Genomic DNA, 24,938 nt, shown 5'->3' on the forward strand with positions numbered 1-24,938 from the left:
GGGGCGGAGAGCCTGTCGGCTCTTAAGTTGGGCCTGACGGCCCAACTCCCGCCTGACGGCGGGAGGATGACGCGGCGTCATGCCTGACGGCATGACGGGGGTTGTGTGGGCCTCGCCCCTGACGGGGCGAGAGGAGTGGGTTTGGGTTGGGCCTGGCGGCCCAACGTGGTTTGTTGTCAGCTCCGGCCTGGCGGCCGGAGGTTGGTTGGGTGTCATGCCTGGCGGCATGACGGGGTGTTGGTGATTCCTCTTCCCTGGCGGGAAGAGGTGTTTGTCTGGGCGCCTGCCGGCGCCTTGATGTCATATGGGTTTGTTGGACGGTGATTTGATTTGGTACCGCCTCCCCTGGCGGGGAGGTGCGTGGTGCCCCGGGGGCCTGGTGGGGGCGGTTGTTTCGAGCACTGTGGTGTCTGGTTTCCGCCTTATCGGTGGTGATGGGCATGGCCCGCGGCGTGGCGGGTGTGGCGGGCCCACGCTTGATGCGGCTGGGTTGCTGTTACTGCTCGGACTGGCCCTGCCAACGAATTCGTCGTTTCTCCGGCGCTGGTAGCCCGGAGCCGACGAGCGCCCCTCATGGCCTCGCCACAATGCTGCAACGCCGCGCGGAAGCCCTCGGGCAGGTCTTGGGCCAGGTGAATGGGCCGAGGCGGCTCCGGGGGCCGGGGTGGTGGAGCACACTCTCGTCCCTGTGCGCCGGTACGGTGTGCCGGTGACTGAGACACCCTCTGGCATGGGGACAGCTCAGGGCCCGCAGTCGGCCGTGGGCGCTGTCCGCCCGGAACTTGCTGAAGCGTTGCAGGCCCAGGGGGCCGACGGGGAGCGAGCCTTGGGGCTGCTGCTGGACGCGGCGTACGTGCTGGACAGCCCAGACGGCTTTCATCGGGCCAATGAGATCGTGCAGTCGTGCGTGCGTGGCGCTCTGGACAGTGTCTTGAAGCTAGCGGGCGAGGACTTTCCCGGGCCCCGGCGTGCCGCGCGTTCCCTGGCAGAGGCGGCCGGAGCTGTTGCCGACTCCTGGACTGGTGCAGGAACCGTGCCGCCGAATCTCTTCGACTCGCTCGTCGCAGCGGTGGATGAGGTGCGTGCCCAGGACGCGGACCACGGGGGCTTTCGGGTACGGCAGGTAGAGCATCTCGTGCTGGAACAGACGCGGCAGGAGATAGGGCTGGCCGAACGGCAGGCCGCCCGCGACTCCTGGAGTGCGTTCTACAGTTCCGCCTCGGCGGTGCTGCACGGTTCGAGCAGTGCGGGTGATGCGCGCCAGCAGTTCGGCGGGGCGGTCGCTGCCATGCAGGAGCTTTTCCTCGGTCTGCCCGAGCGGGCGGACCGGTTGCGGAAACTGGCCTTGCTGGACTCTCCGGGCCAACGGGACGCCGACGAGGTCGCTCGGATGACCGACCCGAGGGCCGGTGCCTATTTCTTCCGGGCCGCGGTCAGCGATGTGTGGCTGGAGCTACTCCCCCTGAAGCGGTTGTTGCCCGAGGAGCGGCGGTGGCCGGCTGCCCCGTACATGAGGCGTCTGCTGGCCAAGCGGCCGAAGCTGGTGTGTGCCTGGGTGGAGGAGCGGCTGGAGGATATCGCTGGGCAAGGCGCGGGGGCGCTGTCGCAGGCGGTGGCTGTGGTGGCCGAGGGGGGCATGGCGGCAGGAGCACTAGTCGCGAGGGTGGTGCAGGAGCATCCGGAGCGGTACGTGCTGATCCGTGCTGCGTACTGGGCTTACGGCGTCCCTGTGTCCGAGCGGAACGGGCAGTGGGTCACGGTGGTGGAGCGTGTCCTTGGTGCGCGGGAGTTCGCGGAGCGGGAGGAGTGGGAGAGGAGGCGGCTGCTGGGCGAGCTGTCGGCTACGGCGCACCCTGAGGGCCGGCTACGGTCCGGTAAGGACAGGTTGGGCGTCATCATCCGCTCGTCGCTCGCGGGTGTCCTGGCCGGGCACCTTGCTCGTGAGGACGCTCGGCTGCACGCCGAGTTGTGCAGTGATCTCGGCGCGGTCGGCGAGGGTGAGTCCGTGCGCTCGGCCGCGGTGGCGGTGATGCGGGCTGTGCTCGACCTCGCGCTGGCCGAGGCGCGGCTCGGGGTCCCCGTCGGGCAGCGGCTTCGCGGAGTACGCGGCAAACCGGTCGGGGTGCAGTTTCAGGATCGGCTTGTGGCCGTGCATCTGGCGGAGTCGTTTGCCGTCGATGCAGAGGCCGGTGCTACGGCGGCCTGGTGGCAGGAGGCACTGCGGGCCGCGGGTCAGGTCGGCGGCGGGAAGTGGCCGTATGCGGATGTCGCCGATTTCGTCACCCTTGTTGGGGAGCAGTGCCCCGAGGATCTGCGGGAGGCGATGGAGGACGCGCTCGCGCAAGGGTTCGGCACTCCCCCGTCGCAGGAGGAGATCAGCGCGTGGGAGGAGGTTCTTCCTGAGCCGGCACTGCCTGATGCGTGGTACGTCGTGCGGGGGCTGTCGCCTGTACTGCCTGCAGGGGTGCTCGCCGGATGGCAGCCGGTTCTCGCCGTGCTCCAGGAACGGTTCGGGGCGCCGCCGGCGAGGCCGGAACCTGTGGTGAAGATCAGTAGCTGGGTGGAGTCTTACGGCGGTCTGTCCATTGATACGTTCGCTGCCCGCGTGCAGGCGGAGGGTCCAGCGGCTGCCGTGGCCGAGCTCGCCGTCACCGTGGTTCCCCGGCAGGAACAGGACGAGGAGGCCGACGGGACACGAGCCTGGCTGCTCGGCGACCTCGTCGCCCAGAACCCGGCCGGCTGGGCCGTGGGAGCGGCCGAAGTGGCAGCGGCCGCCGGCCGTCCTGCCTTGCAGGCTGCCTACTTCAACGCGCTGCACCGTGCCGCGGGCGACGGTGGCCTTGACACGGCCGTCGTGGTGCAGGTGGCCCAAGCCGCTTTCGCCGTGCGGCCGTCAGAACGGTCCGAGGCTCCTGGAGCGGCTCAACTGGAGCGGGTCATCAGCAACCTGCTCCACCGCACCTGGAGTGCGGGAGAGTCTGTGGGAGCAGCCGAGGCGGAGGCCGTGGCGTGGCTGAGCAGGCTCGTCGAGGACTGGACGGTCCCTCGCCAGGACAGCTCCTCGCCCATGCTGAAGGCTGTGGAGGAGCCCGGCGGCAGCGCTCTGCTGTCGCTCATCTCCTGGGGCCTTGGGCAGGCGCGTGATGGGAACGGTCTGCCCGAGCCGGTCGCCTACGTGCTAGATCCCCTGCTCACCGACGAGCCCGACGACCAGGCCCTGGGCGTGATCGGGCTCGCGCTCAGCCAACTCTGCCAGGCGGACTCCGCCTGGACGGACAGACATGCCGACTCTCTACTGACCCTGGACACGACGTGGCGTCCCGCGCGCAGCTGGCTGGTCTGGGGCCACCAGCCTGATCACCAACTGCTCGCTCGGCTGGAGCGCAGCCGGCTGTGGGACGTCCTGAGCGGACGTAAGGCTTCAGGCGAGGGTGAAGGTGAGGGTCCGCTCGACAAGACGATGGTCGCCCTCCTGCAGGAGTCGATGCCCCTCGGCCGGGCAGAGGAGTTCCTTGCAGGTCTGGCCGGCCGCCCGGGCGGTGCGGAGGCGATCAGCACCATGCTTTCCCGGCTTGCCACAGCCGTCGACGACGCGCCTGAGGACGACAGCGAGTGGGCACGGCGGCAGACTGCAGGCCTGTGGCGCGCTGCCCTCGACGCCCAGCTTCCCCCCGAGGCACTCCGTGGAGCGGGCCACTTCGCTTTCACCAAGACGCTCGACGAGGACACCTGGCTGGAGCTGACCGCCCGCACCGTGGCACAGCAACCCGACCTGAACAACAGCGACCATGTGACCAAGCGAGCGGCCCGCACACCCGGCTCTGCCCACGCCCAGGTCATTGCGGCCCGGGCGCTGGATACCGCCCCTGGCGACGGGTACCGGCGTGCGGAGATCATCCACCACGCGGCCGACGTGTTCGCCCATGCTGCGAGCGGCACACCTCAACACGAGGACCTGAGGATCGCTTTGATCAACGCCGGAGCCATCGAAGCCGCGTACGACGACTGAACCTGGTAGGCCGGCCTCCGACACGTCAAAAAGGGTGTTCGGTCCGGAGTTCTAGTAGCCCTTGCACTCGATGACCACGGTGAGGGATCCCTCTGCGGGTGTGACCCGCATTTTGTGGCAGTGCCCCGAGTGATCCTTCGATTCCAAGACTCTGGGGCGCAGAAGCGCCTTCGATTGGACGCGGCGTCTACACGGCGGCGGCGGCCGGCGAGGCACCTCGCCGTGGGCAGAGCCGGGTGTGCGGGCCCTGCTCCGGAGCCTGCTGGCCGTGGTTAAGCAGGCTGGGGCTGAACTGGACGCAATCCTCCAGAGCTCCCGCAGCGGTTCGGTGGGGCTTGGGCAGTGATGGACCGCGGCAAACGTTCCAGCCTCAGCCAGACCTAGACGTCGGTTCCTTTGGCCGAGGCACGCGCCATTGATCCAGCCAGGTGGCTGTCAGTGCGATGTGGAAGTCTCCGCGACATGAGTTACGACCTTGCTGTCTGGGAAGGCGAGAGGCCGGTGGATGACAAGAGCGCCGGCCAGGTGTTCAGCGACCTGTACAACCGCTACATCGACGGCGAGGCGGACGAGCCTCCGTCCGAACGCATTGCGGCCTACGTGTCCACGCTGCTTGAGCGCTGGTGCGACATCACCGAGGACGACGAGGACACCTCGCCCTGGTCGACCGGCCCGTTGATAGATGAGGCCGCTGGCCCCCTGATCTACTTCGCCATGCGGTGGAGCATGGCCGAGGAGGCGTCGGCCTACGCGGCGACCGTCGCGGAGTCCATGGGGCTGGTCTGCTTCGACGTGCAGCAGGACCGGCTCAGACCGTGAGCAGGGCCGCCAAGGTGGGGCGAGCTTGGGCACGGTGCGGGTTCCCTTGTTCTCGCTCCTCAACTTCCCTGCAGGGGCGTGAGTGTGATGGTGCGCCGGCTCGCCCCTTCTTATAAATCTGACACCTCGCCTGCGGTAGAGTTCTTATAAGTTTGCTGTCGACTCATGGAGGTCTCGTTGGCCGTGTCCCTCGTTGCACCGTTCCCCGAACCCGATGACGTGCGGGCGCAACTCGAGGGCGTGGGGACCAGGTTGGAGTTCTTGCACCGCGTCCTGCGTGCGGGCGAGGCTGCGAGGCGAACCGCTGTCCCGAATGATCCGACGGGAACGGCGGGCCGGCGGGCCTATGAGGCGCAGGTCCGGGCCCTTCGTGAGTTGCACATCGAGCACGAGGGCTGGGCGCGGCTCGTGCACGGCCGCCTGGAGCTGGTCTGCCGCGCCGATCGGTCGGTCGCGATGGGCGTGATGGTGGGCAATGCGGCTACGGGGCAGGCGAGATTGGTCCCGAGGAACGCGCGGCGGCGCGGGGTGGCCACCGAGCAGGTCACGCGCGCCAATGCGGGCGAGCGGGCCTCACACGTCCAGACGGCTCTGTTCGTGGCTGATGCCGGGCCTGAGGGTGTGGCGCTGAGCGAGGAGGAGACCTTCGCGCTCAAGACGTGGTTTCTGGTCTCCTTCCGCACGAAGGTCGGGGACGCGGTGCGGATCGACTGCGAGTTGTCGCAGCCTCAGCGGTTCGAGGATGGGTTCGTGGTCGAATGGGGGCGGCGGATTCCGCTTCCTCCGCTCAGGATGGACGGAATCGAACCTTTGAACGATGATGGGCCTGGAGAGATCGACATCGCCGTCGACTTCCGCTGAGCCCGTCGGTGGGGCAGCGAACTCCGTCGCCCCACCGTGCACCACCGATAACTGAGGCAGCCTCCCATGGTGACCCCGTCCCGTATCGCACTGGCCCGCAGGCGCAGGGGCCTGACCCTCTCCGAACTGTCCACGCGGGCCGGGGTGTCGCTGCAGAGCCTGTCCAACTACGAGACGGGCCGCACCTCGCCTCGTCCCGACACCCTGGACAAGATCGCCTCGGCGCTGGACTTTCCAGCTGTCTTCTTCAAAGGGCCCAGGCTGGATGAGCTCCCTGCCGACGGGATCTCCTGGCGGGCGCGCAGTAAGACCTCGGCGCGGGTACTGGATGCCGCCCGGGCAGCCGGAACGCTGGGCGCGATGCTCTACGACTGGATCGACGAGAGGTTCCGGCTGCCGGCCGTGGACCTCCCCTCGCTGGGCAAGCCCGACCCTGAGACGGCCGCCGGCATGGTCCGAACCCGCTGGGGCCTGGGCGAGGCGCCGGCGCCCAACATGGTCCACCTCCTGGAGGCCCACGGGGTGCGCGTGTTCTCGCTGGACCCCGACCACGCCGAGGTCGACGCGTTCGCGGTGTGGCGCGACGGTGTGCCCTTCGTCTTCCTCAACACGCTCAAGTCCCCCGAACGAGGCCGCTTCGACGCCGCTCACGAACTCGGGCACCTGGTCATGCACGGCAGCGAGCACGCCTGCTCCGGACCCGAAGCCGAGCGACAGGCCAACGAGTTCGCCTCCGCGTTCCTCATGCCCAAGGCAAGCGTCCTCGGCCACATGCCCTCCGGCGCCCACGTCGACCAGATCATCCGGGGCAAACGCATCTGGAACGTGTCCGCCATGGCCCTGACCTACCGCATGCACGATCTGGGTCTGCTCACCGACTGGCAGTACCGCTCGACGTGCGCGGAGCTGAGCCGCCTGGGGTTCCGGTCCGACGAGCCCGAGGGCATGGGGCAACGAGAAACGTCCCAAGTGCTGACCAAGGTCTTCACGGCGCTGCGCACGAAACACATCAGGCCTTCCAGCGTCGCAGCAGAGCTGGGGCTGACCGGTGAGGAGATGAACAGACTCCTGTTCGGACTCACCCTCACGACCCTTGCCGGCGGCAGGCAGCAGGACGGCTCCGCTCCGCAGCGGACCCTGTCCGTGGTCCCCTAGCAGCCGCAGGCATCTCCTTCTGCAGGCCCGTCCGCTACCGGATCTGTCCGTAGTCGCGCCGGCGAACTCCTTGATCGGAGCGCCGGCATCGCTCGGCACGGGGTACGCAGCCGACTCAGGTGGTGGAGCCGGGTAGTGTGCTGTCGTTGCGTGCGGTCATGCCTCGACAGAGACGGTGGCGTTGCACGGTTCCGCCGCGATGGCGAGAACGCCGGGCTCTTCGCCTGCTGGTGTGGAAGCGCGCCGGATGCGAGGCTCCCATTCTTCGGGCCAGGTGGTCGAGGCGTTCCAGCGGACGCCTGTGAGGAGAGCTCCTTCGAGTCTGGCCTGCCGCAGATCGTCTCCTGTGAAGTCGTTGCTGGCTGTCTGAACTATCGACACTCTCGGGACAGGTCCTGGGCCTTGGCCCACGCTTGGTCGAGGTCGTCGGCGAGGTCACGGGTAACCATCTCGGGGTCCATGGAGCGCTTCGGCGAGCTGACGTCCTGATAAAGCGACCGTGGGGGACCTTGGCCGGACCCTTTATAGACCGGGTGCCGGGCGAAGCAGCCCTGTGCGGAACAGGTCAGAGGCTGCGGCTTCAATTTCGGCGCGGGCCACGGACGGGAAGACCGACCGCCGATGGGTGTTCGCGACCACCGCCTGGTCCAGGCTGCCGTGGGCCGAGACCGAGTGGAAGATCTCCAAGTCCTCCCGGCCGAACAGCAGGAACCCTTCCTCGGTCCGCGTGTCCTCGACGGCCAGCCAGTGGGCCTGCCACCCCCACTGTACGTACGGGGGGATGGCCAGGCGGTCCGGCAGCTCTGCGAGGTGGTCGACCGCGTCGGCCGGGTGGTCTCTGTGCCAGTAGATCAGGGCCCAGGGCCCCTGGTGCAGGCGCTTGTCCAAGGCCTGGGCCCAGTGGCAGTCCGGGCAGTGGACGACAGGCTGCCCGTCGAACCTCCGGTCGTAGTCCGCGGCCGGGCGGTGCAGCGCGGCAGTTCGGTACGCGTTCATCGGGCCTCTGCGACGGTCGGGGCGGGGTGCACCGGGGTGCGGGGACGGGGCAACTCTGCGGTCAGCGCGAGGTCGAGTCGCTTGTCCATGTCGAGCCGGAAAATACCGTACGGGTTGATGTTCGACCAGAACAGCGCGGTCAGGCCGCGCCGGTCCTCGACGCTCAGCCTGTTCGCCCACTTCGGCTCGGCCAGGACCTGCTGGAGCAGCAGGGTGTTGACGTGCACGAAGCTGGAACCCGCCGCTCGGCACGGGCGTTGATCTTGTGGACCAGGGCGACGAGCAGTTCCACCAGGACGTCGGTGATCTCGCCCTGACGGGATGCGCGCAGCGCGGCCAGCGGCGTCGTCCGTACGTCCTGCGCCGTGTCGCGGAAGTCCGAGGGGTACATCTTGATCGCCCGTGCCCGCCAGCTTCTCCGAGCAGTCCGCGAACAGTCCGTCCGGCAGACCCGAGCTGCCGGACGGTGGCCAGCTTGATGATCTCGGTCAGGAGCGAGTCCAGACCCACCGCGCCGGGGTCCCGCTTCAGCGCGGCGAGCAGCGCGGTGCCGTCCTCGTTGCCCTCCGCCACCAGTTCCAGAAAAAACCCGGTCCGCCCGCGCCCGCGCGGCGGCCACGATCCGCTCGATACGGCCCGGGCGCTCGATTGCGGTCGCTGCGGCATTGCACGAGCAGGGCCTCGCGCAGCCGGTCCTCGACCAGCTCGACGGGGCAGACCTCATCGGCGAGCCAGCCGGTCAGCCGTTCTTCGTCGGCGCGTGTCGCAGGGCGGAATCCGAGGGCCTCGCGGATCTGTGTACGGTGCCCCTTCGCGGACCGGGACGACAGGTCGTACTTCGCCAGGTCCCCGCCCGGCACCTTGACCACGTCGGCGACGTGGTCGACCGCGGCCGGCGGGAACTCCTCCAGGAACTGGGGGAACCGGCCCTCCAGCTCGAAGTACTTCAGCATCAGCACGAAGCCAAGCCGGGTCGGCCCGGACTTGTTCGCGACCAGGTCCGAGTCGCTCCCTACCGGCGTCCAGCACGCCACCACGTCCTCGGGCGACCACTCCCGGCCATGAACCCCCACCCCTCCACCGACTGCTCGTTCGGCCCAACGAATAGGCGAGACGCGAAGCAACGGGAGATTGGAGGCCAGCCGCAGCTACTTTGCACCGTGGGCCAGAGATAGGACACCGGGGCCGGAATGTCGCACCGGCCCTTCCCTGGGGCCTCCTCGTTGACCAGCACAGACGGCAGCCGCCCACGGCTGCGGACAGAACGAGGAGAGCGAAATGACGGCAGAGGTTGCCCCCGGAGGTACGGGCCGCGCAGCGGCGGATCGTCAGCGCGATCAACGCGTCCGGGAAGCCGAGCGCCGACAGGCTGGCGATGCGGCGGGTGGAAGACCACGGCGGCCGTGGCCGCGACCAGTCTTCACTGGCACACGCTCAGGATTCGATGGCACAGGACACCCCTCCCTCGTACTGCGCAGACGTACCGTGTCGGGCCATGACGCTGAGGACCAGCAGGGAACTTATGGCTTGGCAGCCGCCCACCGGCTGGCGCGAGCTGAGCAGCGAGCAGCGCCACGCATTCCTGGACCGGCACAGCATACGGATCCCGATCAAGCCGGCCGACTGGGAGGATCTGGACCACAACCAGCGCATGGCCTACTTCGCCTGGCACGATCGGCTCCTGCGTGACACCCCCGAGGCCCGGACGGCCAAGCAACGCGAATACCGCGCGAAGCTCCGGGCATGGCGGGTACTGATGGGCTGGTGGATCCTTTGCCTGCTCGCCGCACTCGGCCTGGTGTGGGGCACCGAAGCCCTCGGCGACGCTGTGGGGGTGCGCATCGTCATCACCGTGTTCACGCTGGGCATGTACACCGTGGCGCTCTTCATCCCGATGTCGCTCACCAAACCCGTCCCACCGCGTTAGTACACGCCGCCGGGCCGCACCCACCAGCACTCGAACGACTGCGCCTCCGGGGACGCCACGAACACCTTCACATCACCGAACGCCGCACGGATCCGGCTCGTTCCCGGCTCGGCCGTACGATGATCGGCGTGACCGTACGCCGCGCCCTCGGCACCGGGCCGGAGAATCCCGCCCACATCCGTGCCGCCCAGGCCGACCTCCTCGACGCGCTGCCCGGCGTCCGCCTCCCCGACCTCGACGAGCTGCGCGACCGCGGTGTGCTCGGCACCCAGCGCGCGGCCACCCCGAGCAGCCGCCGCGCCCTCGGCTCCGGCAGCTGCACCGATGCCCCTCCGGCTTAGCGCACCCTCGAGGCCGCGCTCTGCCGGAGAGGCGGATGCGCGGCAGGCGTTCGGCTGTAACGGCCGGTCCCGCGCACGTGCGAAGAAGCGCGGGACCAGCCCGATGAAGCACGCCCGTCCTGTCCGGGGCGCCCATGCACGACGGTGCAGAGCCTGAGGCCGCGTCACCTCTTGAGCACGCCAAGGGAAGTGCTTGGCAATGCCCATGGCCCTCCCGTGCCGGGTCTGGCGAAGTCGGCCGGTCTCCCGCGTCGTGCGATGGAGGATCCACCGCCTGGCAAGGTTCCATGTCCTCTTCGGTCTTGACCGCCCCGCTCTTCTGCGGAAGCGTCGCATGCAAGAACCTGCAACCGACTTGGCCTAGGAGCGCGTTGTGGACTTAGAGTTCATCGGGATCGATCCCAACACAGGGGGCGAGGGGTCGCCGACCGCGTGGGTGGATCGGCAGTCGGCTGACCTGGTGATCCAGGGCGTCAAAGCCGAGGAGGTCCTGGAGACGCTGATCAGCGGTACGGAGTGGGTCGAGGGACACATGGTCGGTATCCCCGAGCATGAGACCGTGATCCGAATCCCGGCCCGCATGGTGCCCATCTTGAGGAAGGCGTGTGATGTCGCGGAAGAACGTGCCGAGCTTCGCTGACCTCCTGGCCGGCACACGCCGCAGCGCCGTGCATCTGGAGATGCGCGACATGTACTCCGTGGCCGACGAGGTCGAGGAGTTCGAGCACTTCAAGCGCACCGGGACCCTCGAGCTCGACCCTGCAGCCCGATGGTGGCCCGGCTGGCTGGACGTGGTGCGGGACGCGGTCAGCCGGGGCGTCGTCATGCGCCGCGCTCGTGTCGTCTCCGAGCCGGTGACGGACTACATCCGGTGGGAGCACGCCTCCACTCCACTGAACATCGGCGCCGGCGAATTGGTCCGGTGGCTGCCGCGGCGCCAGGCTGTGGACATCGCGTTGCCGGGCGCAGACTTCTGGCTGTTCGACGACCGGATCGTGCAGTTCAACATCTTCACAGGTGAAGGCGACTGGGCCGACCCGCCCAAGGAGTTCAGCGAGGACCCTGCCGTGATCGCACTGTGCGCTTCGGCGTTCGAGGCCGTGTGGGACCGCGCTGTCGACCACGAGAAGTACACCGTCTGACCCCCGCCGGACAGCCAGTTCATGCCCGCCTCCCCGTCATCCAGCGCCCAGGCCGCACGCGAAGCCCTCGCCGTGCGCCTTTCCCATCTGCGGAGGGACGCAGGGCTCACCGGGGATGAGCTGTCTGTCCTGTGCGGTTGGCATCCTGCCAAGACGTCCCGCATCCAGGGCGCCAAGGCGATGCCGACGGACGCCGATATCCGTGCCTGGTGCGCGGCCTGCTCGGCCGACGATCAGGCAGACGACTTGATCGCGACAGCCCGCGCGGTCGATTCGATGTACCAGGAGTGGCGCAGACTCCACCGCAACGGGATGCGCCGGCTTCAGGAGGACGTCAACGCGACTGTCGCGCAGGCGGCACACCAGCGCGTGTACGCCTCCAATGTGGTGCCCGGGTTCTTCCAGACTCCGGCCTACGCCACGGCGCTGTTGGAGTCCATCACCGCGTTCCAGGGCACGCCCAACGACGTCCCCGAGGCCGTCGCATCCAGAGTCGCCCGGTCCCGCTTTCTCTACGAAGGCGGTCACCGCTTCGCCGTCGTCCTGGAGGAGGCGGTCCTGCGCCACCGGATCGGCAGCCCGGCGACGATGGCCGGCCAGCTCCGGCATCTGCTCACCGTGATGCCCTTGGCCAGCGTCTCCCTCGGCGTGATCCCCTTCGCTGCCGCCCGGACCGTGTGGCCACTGGAGGCGTTCTACCTCTACGACGACGAACGTGTGGCAGTGGAGACACTCACCGCCCGGATCAGCGTCGTCCAGCCGCGTGAACTCGCCGACTACGAACGAGCGTTCAGCGCACTGTCGAAGACGGCGGTCTACGGCGACCAGGCACGGGTCCTGATCCACACGGCGATCGACACGCTCCGATGAGCGTGCGCAAGAAGTCGCAATTTCATTGAGGGCACCTCACCAGCCTTCCTAACGTGATGTCAGCGGCTCAGAGGTCGAACGCTCCCTCTGGGCGGCTCCCCCGAAGCGCGGGCCGCACGCACCCCGTCCGCGTGCGGCCCGTTCTCCGACGTCACCCGCAGGAGTGCCCCATGCCCTCACCTCTCCCCCGCGACCCCACCGAGCAGCAGGTGTTCGGTGTCCCGAGCCCGGAGCTCGCCGCCCGTGCCGCCACAGGGTTCGATGAGTTCCTCTCGCCGGTCGAAGACGACGAGCAGGACGGGAAGGTCTCCGCGTCATGAGCACCGTCGGCTCCTTCTTCCACGAGGAAGATCACCCCTGGCTGCAGCGCACGGTGCGGGATGTGGCGAACCGGGGCGAGGGAAAGCTCACTGCGATCGTCCACGAGCAGAGCAACGGGCGGACCATCCGGGTCGCGCACATCCGCCCGCCTTCCGGGGTGGAGTGGACCACCGCCGTGAACAACATCCAGCTCGTGCCGTGACCCGGTGACGTCTGCGGTCCGGATGGATCCGCTCCGGCCGTCGCCTGGCCGCCCTGCGAATGCCTCCGAAGACTTCTGCCCGCGCCTGATGACCGGCCGGGGGCGGATGCATCACCCGGCACTACTCGAATGACTGTCGAGAGGAGCACCACATGAGCACCACCACGATCGCGCGCCGCGAGCTCGGCCGCTTCCTGGCCATCGCCGGGCAGCGGTTCGACAAGGGTGAGGGTCCCGCAGAGATGTTCTCGCGGGCTGTGGACGCCGAGTGGCACCAGTTGCTCGCCACCCCCGAGTACATGGCGTTCAGCGCCGAGCACGCCGGGGCCGTCCTGGGGCACCGCGAGATGAGCGGCACCGGCCCGATTGGCTGGGTGGCGGCGTACGAGGAGGCGTACGGGCCGCTGCCGGAGATCTGGTTCACCGATGAGAAGGGCGTCCTCGACGAGGGCGCGCTCGCCCGGTACAGGGAGACCGGGAGGGTCGTGGCCGAGTGGGACTGCGGCCCCACCACCGGTGACGGTGACGACGCCGCTCCGAGCAGCCGGTGATCCTCACTCGCATCGACGGAGCGTCCCGGCCGACCGCCGGGGCGCTCCGCCTCGTCGAGGCCGGCAGCACACGGCCGCGGTCCATCAACATCGCCGGCTATGTGCAGGAGATGACTGCCCTGTGCCCTTACCTGGCCCCGTCCCTCGGGCAGGGCGGCACTTCGTGGACCGTCTACCGTGCCGAGGGCAGTGCGCAGGAGGTGGAAGCCGAGCTGTTCCATGCCGGTGTACAGGCTGCCGAGTGGCTGCGGCCTTTGATCCACAGGCCGCAGGGGTTCTTGCGGTGCGAGAACATCGTCGTCCTGGGCGAGGTCCCAGGAGTCCGGCACCGTGACCTGATGGCGTGGCCACACTGGGTCCTCAAGCATCTCTACGGGCCTGTCGGGGTGATGTTCGGCAAGTTCTACGCGGGCGAGGATGAGCGCACGCGGGCAGGTGCACGCATCCCGGCCGCCCCGGTCTCGTTCCTCCCGGTGAGAGCTGCCGTCCGCCGGCGCGACCCTGCGTTCCTCCACGCAACCCCTTCCTTGGCAGCCGCGCTCGCCGTGGCCAAAGACGACGGCCGCGACGTCCTCGAGCACATCCCTTATGACTGGCAGGAGATCCGTACATGGGCGAAGCGCTTCCTCCCCATGAAGCCGTCGGCCTCATCGAAGACCACGTCGGTGAGCCCTTCACGACCCGCCTGCTGAGCGACCGGCGCGGCTCGCGGGCCTGGAAGATCTCCGGTCCCAGGAGTGCCGTCGCGTTGAAGGCGAACAACCCCGACGAGGAGACTTCGCGCGACAAGGCCGCCGAGATGGCGCAGGAGGACGATCACCTCGTCCGTCTCACCGACGCGGGCGCGCTGGACCCTGGCTACCGGGTCGACGCCGGGCCTTGGGAGGGCGGCCGATGGCTCGCGGTCCGCTGGAGCGACGGCGCACCGATGTGGCGGGCGTTCGCTCTGGCACGGGAACCCGAGGGTGACCGCCCTTCCGTATGCCCTTGGCTCCTGGGCGTCGCCCGCACCTGGGCCGGGCACCTGGCCCGGATGCACGCGGCGGGATGGGCCCACGCCGATGTCCAGCCCACCAACACACTGATCACGGCAGCCGGCCGTGCCGAGGTCATCGACTACGCCCTCGCCTGCGGCCCCGCTGGCGGACCTCGCCTGCCCTATCGAGGTGCGCTCACCCACACCACCGCCCCCGAGATCGCCGGCGCCGTCCTCGCCACCGCCCCGGACACCCACGTCCAGGCGAAGCCGCCGGCAGACGTCTGGGGACTGGGCGCGTCGCTGTTCTGGTGCTGGACCGGACACCGGCCGGTCTCCTACCAGGATGGCACCCCGCGCGAGGACAAGCTCAGGATGATCGCGAAGGCCGCGACGCTCCCCCTCGACGATGTCCGCCCATGGCCGTTCCCCCGGTTCGAGGAAGCCATCCGCGCGTGCCTGACCCCCTCCCCCGGGAACCGGCCGTCCGCGGCAGAACTGGCCGCATGCCTCAGGGAAACGTGACCGTGCTCCGGCCGCTCACAGTCGCGGACGCCCCCGCGATCCGGCGCATCTACAGCGGGGCCGCGGTGACGTTTCTCGGGCGCCCGGCCATGACCGGCCCGGAGGCCGAAGAGTACGTGCTGCGGGTGCAGGAGTGGGCCTGCGCCGACCCGATCGAGCAATACATCCTCGGTGTGGACATTGGCGGGAACGTGGTCGGCGTCGTCAAGCTCGGCCGCCGCCCCGGCGGGCACGGACGGGTGAGCTACATCCTGCGCGAAGACTGCTGGGGCCGCGGCTACGCCACGGACGCCGTTCAAGAACTCGTCACGTTCGCCTTCACCACCGCCGGCCTCTCATCCCTCGGCGCCAAGCACCACCCCGACAACCCCGCCTCGGGCCGGGTGCTGACCAAAGCCGGATTCACCCGACTCGGGACACGGAACGGAATGCTCGAATACCGCCTGCCCATGCACGCGTGGCGCCTTCATCACAACCCCACTTGAGCGTTCCGGCCGTAGGCGCCTCTGCCCGTCGCCGGGCACATTCGCGGCACCGTCATCGAGCATCGGCCAGGCCGCCGGCCTCACCACCCGGACCGCACAGGTCATGGCACCAGCCGCCGCCAACGCGATGGGGTTCGCCTCCAGCACACCGTGCGAGCCCGCACCGCGCCAGGTGACGGCTCACACCAGTGCCGCGAGCGCGCGTGGAAGGCGTCCGCCGGCGAACAGTGGGGGCACCCTTAATCATGACCTGTCACTTTGCGGCAGTATCCGCCATGACCCCGGTGCTCCAGGTTCGGCCGGAGACCCTCGGTTCCATGAACTTGGTAGACCTCGGCGCTGTCGCCGCCGCCCTACTCACCCCTCCCATCGCCTTCATGAGCGCCCTGTGGGCCAGGCGCGGCAGCAGGCAATCGGCAGACGCAGCTCTGGGCGCGGGCGTCAGCCAGGCCAACGCCTCCGTCACAGCGGCCCGTGTTCAGACACGCAGCGAGCTCGAGCTGCGGCAGCAGACCGCGCTGGCCGACGCGTCCGCTGCCTTCCTCCGTGCCGCTGACGCGCTCGCGCGCACCGTTCAGCATCTGCCCGGTGTCGAGCCCGAGGAACGCCACGCTCAGCTCGCTGCTCACGACATGGCGGTGGCGACGGCCCTCGGTCCACTGGAGCTTCTGGCTCCGCCGGGCCTGCTGCATCATGCGAAAGCCCTGCTGAAGTACTGCCAGACGTTGGAGAAGCTTGCCCTGGACAGAGCCGTGCTCCGCTCTGCAGTACAGGCTTTGGAGTCCGGCTGGTGCCATCTCAACCCAGAGGCCTGCGACCATGATCATCACAGCTCAGCGTTCGTCGCGTGGCAATTCCTGGTGGACTGGGCCAGCCTGGAGGACGAGGAGCGGTGGAGAGACCGGGACCTCCTCGAGTTCTGTCTCCAAGAGAGCCAGTGCATGGCCGAGGACGAGACATCCCGACTTCTCTCAGTCGCCGACCGGGTTCCGGCAGCCTGGTCGCAGATGATCGGCGGCTTTGTCCGCGACCCGCTCATGGAGCAGTACGCCTCCCTGCGCACACCGTTCATCGAAGCCGCTCGCTCGACACAACCTCTGATATCCCCAGTCGAGCCACACGGTTCGGTGACGCCAGCAAGCATCGGCGCAGCTGTCCAGTCGTCGATCTCTGACTTTTCGCCGTCAGCCTGATCTGTCGCACAGATGACGGTGCCGCCGCGCGAGATCAGCCGCGAGAAGCAGAACTTGCCCGCCCTCGGCTGGACCGCTGCCGCACAGATCGTCGCGGGAAGCATGGGCATTCCCCTGTTCTAGGGCTCGCTTCTGGACATCCCTCCGGGCGCTCAGCCCCCGGAGGGACCTGGTCGGCCACCGCCAGCTGTACGCGGCACGCTGCAGTCCCGTCCCAGATCGACGTCGGATCAGAGGCTCACGTACGGGGGCGGCGCCGGTTCTCCTGCCCCGACAGGAGCCCAAGCACAGCACGCTCCTGGTGATGGACGAACCACCGCTCGGCCAGATCGCGATCCCTGAACTTCCCCAGCCCCTTCTCGGACGACGAGGTCAGTTCGATGGCCTCCCACCCACCGAGCGAATCGGCGAACTCCCTGGCGATGCCGTTGAAGGAAGGCCCACGGAAGTACGCCACAGCGGTGTCAGTGCTCTCCAGCGGCGCACCGGACTCGTCCGAGATGAGCGAACCAGCCGCCTTGCGGGCTTCGAAGTAGGCGTTGGCGGTCGCCTTGACCTCGTCCCGCATCACGTTGAGAACCTGCTGGCGGTGGGTCGGAGGCTTCAGGCACGTCAGGTACGAGAAGTCGATCCGACTTCCGTCCGTACGGATCACCTCGAAGCCAGGATGCGGGCCGCGCTGCGGCGGGGCGATCGCGAAGGCCTCCACACCCGACCCGATCTTGTCGTCTGCCTCAGGATGCATATCGAGGAGGTCCAGCAGCAGCAGGTGGTCATCCTCCTGATCAACGGTGCTTCCGACGTCATACCGGTACAGCACCTCCCGTACGGCTTCCTGCGCCGCTCCCTTCGTCCGATACCAACGCTGCCCAATCCAGAACTCCGCCACGAACTATTCCCTTTCATCCGACGGTTCTGCTCCACCCTGCGGCACGCACCATGCCGACGACCGTGCATTTTGGATACCAACGCCCCGAATTGCATATTCATTCCCACCTCGCACGCCCGGGCGCTCTCCTGGCAACTTCCTCGTCCTCCCCTCGCCAGAGCAGGGATTTCGAGATCGTTCAGGCCGGCTATGAGCGAGCGCCGTACTTCCTCACATGCATGACAGAACCGGACGACAGCAACCTCCCGCTCGCCCCGTCCGAAGCGCCGTCGGCGGCGCTCGACGCGAACGCCCGGCAGGCAAGTGCGTGCTCTGACCTGTAGGGGCCAAGAGGGGCAGTGCCACCAGTCCACGTAGGGGCGGCTCTCGCTCACCGTCAGGCCAATCCACGGCACTGGACGAACTACTTCACTGGCGGCGCACTGGGATGGGTGTGGGCGGCTGGATTCCCAGATCTGCGAGCGTCTGGCGGCGCTGTGGGGACAGGCCTGCCCATCGGCGACGGATGTTGGTGAGCCATTGCCCGAGGCGCACTGGTCCGGTGGCGAGCTGTTCTGTGTGCCGCTGGGGCACGTTGAGGTGGCCTTCTCTGGTGAGGAAGGACTCGGCTGCTTCCAGTCCGCGTTGGAAGGCCTGTTCTCGTGCGGAAAGTGGGGGCTGCTGCACGGAGGGTGTGTTGGTGTCCAGGCCGAGGTCTTGCAGGAGGAGGAGTTGGCCGGGGTGGGCGGGCGGGGTGTTGTGCTGGGTGCGGAGCCACTCCCCCAGGCGGATGCCTTCGTCGGTGACGTAGGTGCGGGGGATGTCGGTGAGGGTGTGGCCAGCTTGCTGATGGCGGCGGGCGGCGTGGTAGGTGCGTTGCCAGGTCAGGGGCCAGGGTGGGTTCCAGTGCGGGTCGAGGCCTGCGAGGGCCTTTGTGCGGGCGGGGGTGAGCTGGTCGGCGCGTTTGCGTTGGGTGGCAAGCCAGCGGCCGAGGGCGAAGCCGGTGTCGGGGTCGTGGTGGTCGACGGGGGCGGCGAGGTGGCCGTGGGTGGTGGCGTAGGCGGCTGCGTGGGCGAGGCCACGGTCCCAGGCTTGTTGGCGGGGGTTCCAGAAGATGCCGAGTTGTTCGAGGGCGTGGGCGCGGGCGGTGTCGAGGGCGTTTTGGTTGTGGAGGTGGCGTTGCCAGGTGAGCCAGCGTCCGAGCGGGTAGCCGACGGGGTCTTCGTAGGTCTGGGGGATGTCGAGGTGGTGGTGGGTGCGGTGGTAGCGGCGGGCTGAGGCCAGACCGCGGCGCCATTCGGCGCTTTTTGGTTTGAGGACGCGCAGGGTGAGGGCGAGGGCGACCTCTTCGGCTCTGGTGGGGCGGTCGAAGTGGAGCCAGTGGCCGGGTTCGCCCGGGTGGGTGGGGCGGTGGGTGCGGGGGTCGGCGAGGCGGGCGGTGATGCGGTCGTCGTGGGCGCGGAGGGCTTGGATGGTGCGCCACAGGGGGGTGTAGGCATCGGCGCCGAGGAGGTCGTCGGGGTTTTCGTCGGGGGTGAGGTAGACGGGGACGATCAGGGTGGCCTTCTTGTTCGCGCCTGGTTGCTGGCGTAGGGCGCGGCCGACGGCCTGGACGGTGTCGACGGGGCTGTTCTTGGGGTCGGCGAAGACGACGGCGTCGATGGCGGGGACGTCGATGCCTTCGCCCAGGACGCGGGCGTTGGCGAGGACGGCGGGTTGTTCGGGGTGGGTGTGGGCGGCGAAGTCGAGGAGGATGCGGCGTCGGACGCGGGGTGGGTGGGTGCCGCTGATCCACTGTGACCACAGTCCTTCGGGCTGCAGGTCGGTGGGGAGGGCGGCGGCGGTGTCGGGGAGGGTGGTGGCGAACGCGCGGGCCTCGGAGACGCGGTGGTGGAAGGTCAGGACGCGGCGGAGTTGGTGGTCGTGGATGGCTTTGAGGACGGCGACTTGGCGGCCGGCGAGGCGCAGGCCGTCGACGCCTGCGCCGGGGCCGGTGGCGAGCCAGTCGCGCAGGGTGGTGTCGTCGATGACGGGGACGAGGATCTGGTAGTCGGCCAGCAGGCCGAGGTCGATGGCGTCGGAGAGGGTGAGGCGGTAGGCGACGGGCCCGAAGAGGGTTTCGTCGTCCATGGAGGCGACCGTCTCCGCGTCCCCGTCGCGGTCGGCGTCTGCGTCCCAGATGCGGGGGGTGGCGGTGAGATAGAGGCGCCGGCAGGCCGGGACCTGGTCGTCGTGGTGGATCGCGGCCCAGGCTTTGCCGAGGCGGCCAGCAGTGCGGTGGGCCTCGTCGACGACCACCAGGTCCCAAGGCGGCAGGCCATAGGTCTGGTGGGCGGTGACGACGGCGGGCAGAGAGGCGTAGGTGGCGTAGACCGTCACCGCCTCCCCGGTGCTGCTGGTGGTCAGGGCGGCGAGCTCGGCGGGGCTGGTGGTCATAGGCAGGTCACCGGCCGGGGTGTGGTCGATGGCCTGCCGCGCCGAACAGACAGCCACCGTCGTGCCTTTACGGCCGGCCGCGTGCCAGGAACGGGCCGTCTGCGACAGGAGATCCAGCGTCGGGAGCAGCACCAAGACCCGGCCGTGAGCAGCGATGCGGGCTGTGGTGCGGGCGGCGATCAGGGTCTTACCGGTACCGCAGGCGGCGATCACGCTGGCCCTGGAATGGGTTCGGAGTGTGTTGATGGCTGCTGTGACTGCTTCCTTCTGGTGCGGTCGCAGGTCCATGTGGGTGGGCGGCATGCTCTCCTGCCGGTCGTCAGGCTCGGACGCGGTGGTGGGCCAGGTGGGCGAGGACCTGCTGGTTGGCTTCCCAGCCGTCGGGGAATTTCGCGGGGACGCCGAGGTGGACGGGGTCGTTGGAGGGGTGGCTGTCGAGCAGGTCAGCGATGCCAGAGCGTGCGACCACGATGCAGGCGTGCCGGTGGCGTGAGGCAAGCACGCACAGACGGCCGGCTTCGAGGTGGAAAGCGGAGGCGTCGCGGCGTCCGGATAGGGGGTGCAGGACGATGGTGATCGCGTACTCGCGGCCCTGGAGGCGGTTGGCGGTGTCGGCGCGGATGCCGTGGGTGCGGGGGCTGTGGTTGAGGAGTTGCTGGATGAGGCGGGCTTGTTCGCGGTGGGCTGTGCCGATGGCGATGTCTTTGGCTTCGAGCTCGCGTCCGGAGGGGCGTTTCTCGCAGACGGCTTGGGTGCCGCGGTCCAGCAGCCGGGCGGCGAGGGCGACGGTGGCGCGGGCTGCTTCGGGGTCGGTGCGGGCGGTGTGCCGGGGTGCCAGTTCGTACAGGGCCCAGCCGGAGCGGGCTGCTTCCTCGATGGTGTCGTCGAGGGTGCTGCGCATGCCACTGGTGGTGAAGTGCAGGCTGCGTGTCTGGGGGGCGGTGCCGGCTTTGAAGGGGGTGAAGGGGTAGAAGGCGCGAGAGACGAGGCTCGCCGCTGAGGGCGGAAGGCGCCAGGAGACGGGGAGTCTGCGGATGGTGGCGTCGTTGTGGTTCATCAGGACGGCGACGGCACTGTTCATGGGGTCGTGAGGCAGACCGATCCAGCGGGGGGTGTGGATGGTGGAGAACGGGTCGAGCTGGCCGGGATCTCCAACGAAGAGGGCTTGCTCGAAGAGCTTGGCGATCAGCAGCAGGGCGTCGGAGCGCATTTGGTACGCCTCGTCGATGATGGCCCACCGCCAGCGGGGGCCGTCGATGTTCGCCCATTTCTTGGCGGTAGCGACGATGACGTCGCAGGTGAGGACGTCTTTGATGTCCGTGCTGATGGTCGTGTCCGCCAGGCCGTAGATGCGTTCGGGGACCTGGTAGGTGTGGCCGGTGAGGCGCCCCAGGCGCAGCCGGGGGGCTTGGGGGTCGGCGAGGCGGATGAGGAGGTCGTCGACCTGGTGGTTGGTCTGGGCGACGATGATGCACCGTTCGCCGGCTGCGGCGAGGGTGCGGGCGGCCTGGGCGACCAGGGTGGATTTCCCGGCACCGGGCGGAGAGTCGACGACGAGGGCCTGGTCGGTGCCGGCGGCGAGCGCGTCAAGGACGCCGTCGACGGCCGCGCCGGCCATCTCGGCGGGTGAAGGTGCGGGTTGGGTCATCGCTGGGGCTCCTCGGCCTCGTCCAGGGCGATGGGGTGGTCGTGCTGGGGGCCGCCGTGGGTCCAGGTGGTGTTGTCGCGGCTGGGGAAGGGCGGCTGGCGGAAGAACTCCGGCGCGAGGGTGAGTTGGAGGATGTCTCCGACTGCGGGGACGGACGTGCGGTTGGGTTTGGCGACGGTGCCCTTTTGGGTGGTGACCTCGAGCAGGAGGTCGGTGCCGCCGTCGCGCGGTGTGATGTCGCGGATGGCCAGGTGCACGCGGGGGTTGTGGGGGCTGGCCAGAAGGTGTCCGACATCCAGGCGTACCGGGTCGGTGGTGTGCAGGGTGAAGCGTGGCCAGAGCTGGAGGCGGCCGGTGGGGCCGGTGATGGTGCGGTCGGGGTCGGTGTCGATGACGGTGCCGGCGAGTGCTTCTCCGGTGGTGCGCCGTTCGGCCATGACGAAGGGGTCTTCCAGGGCGCGGCGCGCTTCGAAGGCGCCGGCGGCCTGTTCGAGGCGGGCCAGGCGGCGGGCGGCGGAGACCGCGTCGTCCTTGATGGGCTGGGGGCGGCCGTCGTCGGCGAGGTAGGTGCTGAAGGCGGTGAAGCGGTCGCGGTCGGTGTCCCAGCGGCGGTGCGCGTCCGGGGTCTGGGGCAGGCTGCGCAGCAGGCCGAGGGCGTTCCAAGCGTCGTCCCAGGCGGGGGTCAGATAGGTGCGCAGGAGGTCGTGCAGTCGTTGGGTGTGCCGGGTCATGGCGGCGGTGTTGCCTTCCTCGGCGGCGGTGTCGAAGGCCGTGAGGAGGGGGTCGAGTTCGATGGTGTCGAAGGAGGGGTCGGTGGCTGGGCCGGCGGGCTGACGGTGGGGGGCTTCGGCGGCGAGCGCTGCGTGCAGGCCGGTGGTGCCGGGTGGCGGGTTGATCCAGGCCAGGAGGGTGGCGAGGTGTTCGTCCTCCAGGGGGCTCTGGCCGGTGACCCAGTGGGTGGTCAGCAGGTCGGTCAGGGCCAGCAGCAGGGCTGAGCCGGGGTGTTCGGCGTGTTCGGCGAAGAAGGTCAGCCATTGGCCGAGGCGGCCGACGCTGCGGTCGGGGTCGGCCGTTTCGGGTGTGTCGGTGAAGCGCAGGGCGCGGCCCAGCCGGTCGATGTAGTGGAGGGACTTGCGGTTGGCGACGAGGAGTTGGGGGGCGTGCGTGCGGCGGTGGCGGGCGGCTTTGGTGCCGCGGGCGGGGAGGCGTTCGGTGCCGGGGAAGCTGTCGATGTAAGTGAGGATGCCGTCGGCCAGGTCGTTCAGGAGTGCGGTGGGTCTGCCGCGTGGGGGTGCGATGAGCAGGTTCGGGTGGGCCTGGTCGTCGCCGTACATGAAGGCCAGCGGGGTTGCTTCGGTGCCGGCGCGGTTGAGCGGCAGGAAGATCAGGGGTCGCTCGGCGAGGTGGAAATGGCGGATGGTGCTGGCGTCCTGGGCCTGTTCGGTGTCCGCGGCCTGCAGGCGCAGCAGGGTGGTGAGCAGGCTCATGCGGACTCCCGTAGTTGGGTGTGGACGGCGTGGGCGTGCCGCAGCGCGGCAGCCAGGTCGCTCTGGTCCAGGGCTGGTTCGCGGGTGCCGTCGGACAGGCGCAGGGCGGTGGTGATGTGGTCGATGCCGCCGAGGTCGTCGCGGACGGCGGTGCCCAGGACGTCGATGGAGCCTTCTTCACGGGCCTCGCTGCGGCAGACGTAGGCCAGGTCGCAGAAGTGGCGGCAGGCGGGGGTGTAGCGGGCCGCGGTGATCTGCAGGGCTTCGGTGAGTGCTTTGGGGTCGCGGGTGGGCCGGTTGTCCTGATCGGGGGCGAGGTCGAAGGTGATGTGGGGCGGCAGCCCGTCCAGCAGGGGCTCGATCCGGGTGAGCCGGCTCAGCTGGCGGGTGAGGGAGGCGACCTTTTTGCGGGCGTCGACCACGCTGGCGGTGGGGCGGCGGCTGAAGTTGCGGGGCATGACGAGGATGACGTCGTCGGAGACCCTGTCCTGGTCGATTCCTTCGCTGTCCAGCAGTTGGCGCAGGGCGAGGATGTAGGCGGCGGCCTGGGTGACGGCTGCGGCTACTTTTGCCGGGTCGGCCTGGCCGTCTACGACGGCGAAGGACTTGATCTCGACGATGTGGAAGACGCCGTCGATCTGGAAGGCGACGACGTCGGGCTCGAGGTAGACGGGGCTGCCGGCGACGGTCAGCTGCAGGATGGGGTGGTCCAGCAGCGTGCGCGTCGGGCTGGTGGAGCGGACGGCTTCCAGGATGGCGGTGCGGGTGTAGGCGTGGCGAACCTGCAGGGAGGCGTCCTGGGTGCCGACGTTGGCGAGGTCGGTATGGGCGGCCTCGGGCAGTGGCAAGTCGAGGACCTCGCGTAACAGGCGCAGGAGTTCGGCGCCGCCGTCGGCCTTCACCTGCTGCTCGAAGATGGCCCCGCTCCTGAGGGCGAGGGAGGATTTGGCGAGGGGGCGGGGCTTTCCCAGGTGGACGGCGATGGCGTCCTTGTCGACGCCGGCGGCATCCAGAAGGGCCCGGCGGCTGCAGCCGGGATTGGTGGTCAGGGCCGCGAGGGTGCGGGCGTCGTGTCCCTTGGCGGGGACGGGGCCGCGCAGCGCGTCGAGCCGGTCGTTGAGCAGACTCACGAAGCTAGCTTCCTTGCGGGGTGGATCGGGGCGGTCAGGGAACGGAGCGAAGTCGGCGGGCGGACTGGAAGGAGCCGCCGAACAGCAGCCCTGCGTCGTCGAGTTGGCGGCGTGCGCGTTGGGCCGCCTCGGTGCGGGTCGCGGTGTCGGCGTCGGCGTGCAGGGCGAGTTCGTCCTGGGCGGCGCGGCGCAGCAGCGGCAGGTCGACGGGGACTCCAACGGCGGTGCGTTGCTGGATGGGGGCCTGAGCGCCTGGGATGTTCTGGGCGTAGCGGGTGAGAAGTTGCCGGGCGGCCAGGGGCAGGGTGTCGGGATCGAGGCGTTCGGCGGCGTCGGCGATGTTCAGGGCGCTGGTGAGGAAGTGGACGCGGGCGCCGAGAGGGCCGACGATGCGCTGCTCCAGGGGCCAGGTGCTGACGGTGAGCAGGCCGCGGGCGGGTGAGAGCAGGTCGGAGGTGAGCGCCGGGCACAGGTAGTAGGGGCGGGCGCCGGGGGCGGAGCGGTAGGAGCGTTCCTCGTCGCGGCGCAGGCTGGTCAGCCGAGAGGGGGCCAGCGCGCCGGCGAAGAAGGCTTCATGGACGGTGCTGATGAGCTTGGGGGCGGCGGGCACCGCGAGGAGGTTCAGGACCTGGTGGACCTGTTCCCGGGCGGGCAGCGGGGTCACCGGCTCCGTCGGCGCGTGGTGCGCGGGAGTACCGGGTGGTGTTTCTTCGGAAGTGGGGGGGTCTTCGCTGTCCACGCTCTGTTCGAACAGGGCGTCCCAGGCGCGCTGGGTGCGTCGCAGTTCGTCGCGGAGCTGTCTGACCTGGCCTTCGTCACGGGCCAGTTGGGCGCGCCGCATGGCCTGCTGCAGCTGTTGCATGCGTTGTTCGAGTGCGTCCAGATGCTCGTGCATGGCAGCACCCTACCGCATTCCAGTGTTTTCCAGCTTTCTCCTGTGATTGCTGTTGTAGAGTCGTCGACACTTCGCCAACTGCCGCTGCGGCAGCGGGCGTC

The 24,938-nt window shown here is 69.1% G+C and carries 25 protein-coding genes; 16 read left to right on the plus strand and 9 right to left on the minus strand.

The genetic code is table 11. The features are described from left to right. The first annotated feature begins 826 nt into the window (after window positions 1–826). From NPS70_RS27995 to NPS70_RS28010, 4 genes are all read left to right on the plus strand, one after another. Window positions 827–4,009: a hypothetical protein gene (locus tag NPS70_RS27995; RefSeq protein ID WP_256527258.1), complete on the plus strand. Its 3,183-nt coding sequence runs from the start codon at window positions 827–829 to the stop codon at window positions 4,007–4,009. A gap of 462 nt (window positions 4,010–4,471) precedes the next feature. Continuing rightward, window positions 4,472–4,828 (plus strand): hypothetical protein, encoded by a 357-nt coding sequence (locus NPS70_RS28000; protein ID WP_256527259.1) that lies wholly within the window; start codon window positions 4,472–4,474, stop codon window positions 4,826–4,828. A gap of 165 nt (window positions 4,829–4,993) precedes the next feature. Further along, on the plus strand, window positions 4,994–5,689 hold the full coding sequence (locus NPS70_RS28005) for a hypothetical protein (protein WP_256527260.1): 696 nt from the start codon (window positions 4,994–4,996) through the stop codon (window positions 5,687–5,689). 66 nt (window positions 5,690–5,755) lie between these two features. Next, window positions 5,756–6,844 (plus strand): ImmA/IrrE family metallo-endopeptidase, encoded by a 1,089-nt coding sequence (locus NPS70_RS28010; protein WP_256527261.1) that lies wholly within the window; start codon window positions 5,756–5,758, stop codon window positions 6,842–6,844. A 522-nt stretch (window positions 6,845–7,366) separates the two neighbouring features. Here NPS70_RS28010 and NPS70_RS28015 read toward each other — a convergent pair. The 3 genes from NPS70_RS28015 to NPS70_RS28025 all read right to left on the minus strand — a co-directional run bounded on the left by NPS70_RS28015 (window position 7,367) and on the right by NPS70_RS28025 (window position 8,913). Further along, window positions 7,367–7,840, minus strand: a complete 474-nt coding sequence (locus NPS70_RS28015) for a hypothetical protein (protein ID WP_256527262.1) — start codon at window positions 7,838–7,840, stop codon at window positions 7,367–7,369. Further along, entirely contained in the window at window positions 7,837–8,067 is a 231-nt protein-coding gene (locus NPS70_RS28825; RefSeq protein WP_256527263.1) for a Tn3 family transposase, read from the minus strand. Before NPS70_RS28825 ends, NPS70_RS28015 begins: the two co-directional genes overlap by 4 nt. A gap of 300 nt (window positions 8,068–8,367) precedes the next feature. Then, window positions 8,368–8,913 carry a DUF4158 domain-containing protein gene (locus NPS70_RS28025; RefSeq protein ID WP_256527264.1) on the minus strand — a complete coding sequence of 182 codons (546 nt, stop codon included), beginning with the start codon at window positions 8,911–8,913 and terminating at the stop codon, window positions 8,368–8,370. Between the two features lie 422 nt (window positions 8,914–9,335). Here NPS70_RS28025 and NPS70_RS28030 point away from each other — a divergent pair, with 422 nt between their 5' ends. From NPS70_RS28030 to NPS70_RS28085, 12 genes are all read left to right on the plus strand, one after another. Beyond that, on the plus strand, window positions 9,336–9,767 hold the full coding sequence (locus NPS70_RS28030; protein WP_256527265.1) for a hypothetical protein: 432 nt from the start codon (window positions 9,336–9,338) through the stop codon (window positions 9,765–9,767). Between the two features lie 128 nt (window positions 9,768–9,895). Next, window positions 9,896–10,108, plus strand: coding sequence for a hypothetical protein (locus tag NPS70_RS28035; RefSeq protein ID WP_256527266.1), 213 nt, complete (start codon window positions 9,896–9,898; stop codon window positions 10,106–10,108). Window positions 10,109–10,481: 373 nt separating this feature from the next. Further along, window positions 10,482–10,748 carry a hypothetical protein gene (locus NPS70_RS28040; protein ID WP_256527267.1) on the plus strand — a complete coding sequence of 89 codons (267 nt, stop codon included), beginning with the start codon at window positions 10,482–10,484 and terminating at the stop codon, window positions 10,746–10,748. After that, window positions 10,717–11,250 (plus strand): DUF6879 family protein, encoded by a 534-nt coding sequence (locus NPS70_RS28045; RefSeq protein ID WP_256527268.1) that lies wholly within the window; start codon window positions 10,717–10,719, stop codon window positions 11,248–11,250. Before NPS70_RS28040 ends, NPS70_RS28045 begins: the two co-directional genes overlap by 32 nt. Window positions 11,251–11,271: 21 nt before the next feature. After that, entirely contained in the window at window positions 11,272–12,120 is an 849-nt protein-coding gene (locus NPS70_RS28050) for a helix-turn-helix transcriptional regulator (RefSeq protein ID WP_256527269.1), read from the plus strand. A gap of 170 nt (window positions 12,121–12,290) precedes the next feature. Beyond that, entirely contained in the window at window positions 12,291–12,440 is a 150-nt protein-coding gene (locus NPS70_RS28055; RefSeq protein ID WP_256527270.1) for a hypothetical protein, read from the plus strand. Beyond that, a complete protein-coding gene (locus tag NPS70_RS28060; protein ID WP_256527271.1) occupies window positions 12,437–12,643 on the plus strand; it encodes a hypothetical protein in 207 nt (68 codons plus the stop codon). Before NPS70_RS28055 ends, NPS70_RS28060 begins: the two co-directional genes overlap by 4 nt. A 152-nt stretch (window positions 12,644–12,795) precedes the next feature. After that, on the plus strand, window positions 12,796–13,194 hold the full coding sequence (locus NPS70_RS28065; protein WP_256527272.1) for a hypothetical protein: 399 nt from the start codon (window positions 12,796–12,798) through the stop codon (window positions 13,192–13,194). Continuing rightward, the gene (locus tag NPS70_RS28070) at window positions 13,191–13,886 is read left to right on the plus strand and encodes a DUF6875 domain-containing protein (RefSeq protein WP_256527273.1); all 696 of its coding nucleotides are present in this window, start codon (window positions 13,191–13,193) and stop codon (window positions 13,884–13,886) included. Before NPS70_RS28065 ends, NPS70_RS28070 begins: the two co-directional genes overlap by 4 nt. Beyond that, entirely contained in the window at window positions 13,805–14,695 is an 891-nt protein-coding gene (locus NPS70_RS28075; RefSeq protein ID WP_256527274.1) for a hypothetical protein, read from the plus strand. Before NPS70_RS28070 ends, NPS70_RS28075 begins: the two co-directional genes overlap by 82 nt. Next, window positions 14,692–15,180, plus strand: coding sequence for a GNAT family N-acetyltransferase (locus tag NPS70_RS28080; protein WP_256527275.1), 489 nt, complete (start codon window positions 14,692–14,694; stop codon window positions 15,178–15,180). The genes NPS70_RS28075 and NPS70_RS28080 overlap by 4 nt, the downstream gene beginning before the upstream one ends. A 317-nt stretch (window positions 15,181–15,497) precedes the next feature. After that, window positions 15,498–16,373: a hypothetical protein gene (locus NPS70_RS28085; RefSeq protein ID WP_256527276.1), complete on the plus strand. Its 876-nt coding sequence runs from the start codon at window positions 15,498–15,500 to the stop codon at window positions 16,371–16,373. Window positions 16,374–16,611: 238 nt separating this feature from the next. Here NPS70_RS28085 and NPS70_RS28090 read toward each other — a convergent pair whose 3' ends face one another. The 6 genes from NPS70_RS28090 to NPS70_RS28115 form a co-directional block, all read right to left on the minus strand. Next, window positions 16,612–17,262 carry a DCL family protein gene (locus tag NPS70_RS28090; protein WP_256527277.1) on the minus strand — a complete coding sequence of 217 codons (651 nt, stop codon included), beginning with the start codon at window positions 17,260–17,262 and terminating at the stop codon, window positions 16,612–16,614. Window positions 17,263–17,670: 408 nt separating this feature from the next. After that, window positions 17,671–19,980: a DEAD/DEAH box helicase gene (locus NPS70_RS28095; protein ID WP_256527278.1), complete on the minus strand. Its 2,310-nt coding sequence runs from the start codon at window positions 19,978–19,980 to the stop codon at window positions 17,671–17,673. A 16-nt stretch (window positions 19,981–19,996) separates the two neighbouring features. Then, the gene (locus tag NPS70_RS28100; RefSeq protein ID WP_256527279.1) at window positions 19,997–21,325 is read right to left on the minus strand and encodes an AAA domain-containing protein; all 1,329 of its coding nucleotides are present in this window, start codon (window positions 21,323–21,325) and stop codon (window positions 19,997–19,999) included. Then, window positions 21,322–22,812 (minus strand): hypothetical protein, encoded by a 1,491-nt coding sequence (locus NPS70_RS28105; protein ID WP_256527280.1) that lies wholly within the window; start codon window positions 22,810–22,812, stop codon window positions 21,322–21,324. The genes NPS70_RS28100 and NPS70_RS28105 overlap by 4 nt, the downstream gene beginning before the upstream one ends. Beyond that, window positions 22,809–23,942 carry a hypothetical protein gene (locus NPS70_RS28110; RefSeq protein WP_256527281.1) on the minus strand — a complete coding sequence of 378 codons (1,134 nt, stop codon included), beginning with the start codon at window positions 23,940–23,942 and terminating at the stop codon, window positions 22,809–22,811. The genes NPS70_RS28105 and NPS70_RS28110 overlap by 4 nt, the downstream gene beginning before the upstream one ends. Before the next feature lie 34 nt (window positions 23,943–23,976). Next, entirely contained in the window at window positions 23,977–24,837 is an 861-nt protein-coding gene (locus tag NPS70_RS28115) for a hypothetical protein (protein WP_256527282.1), read from the minus strand. Between the last annotated feature and the right edge of the window lie 101 nt (window positions 24,838–24,938).

The sequence above is a fragment of the Streptomyces sp. C10-9-1 genome (assembly GCF_024497955.1).
Classification (GTDB): domain Bacteria; phylum Actinomycetota; class Actinomycetes; order Streptomycetales; family Streptomycetaceae; genus Streptomyces; species Streptomyces sanyensis.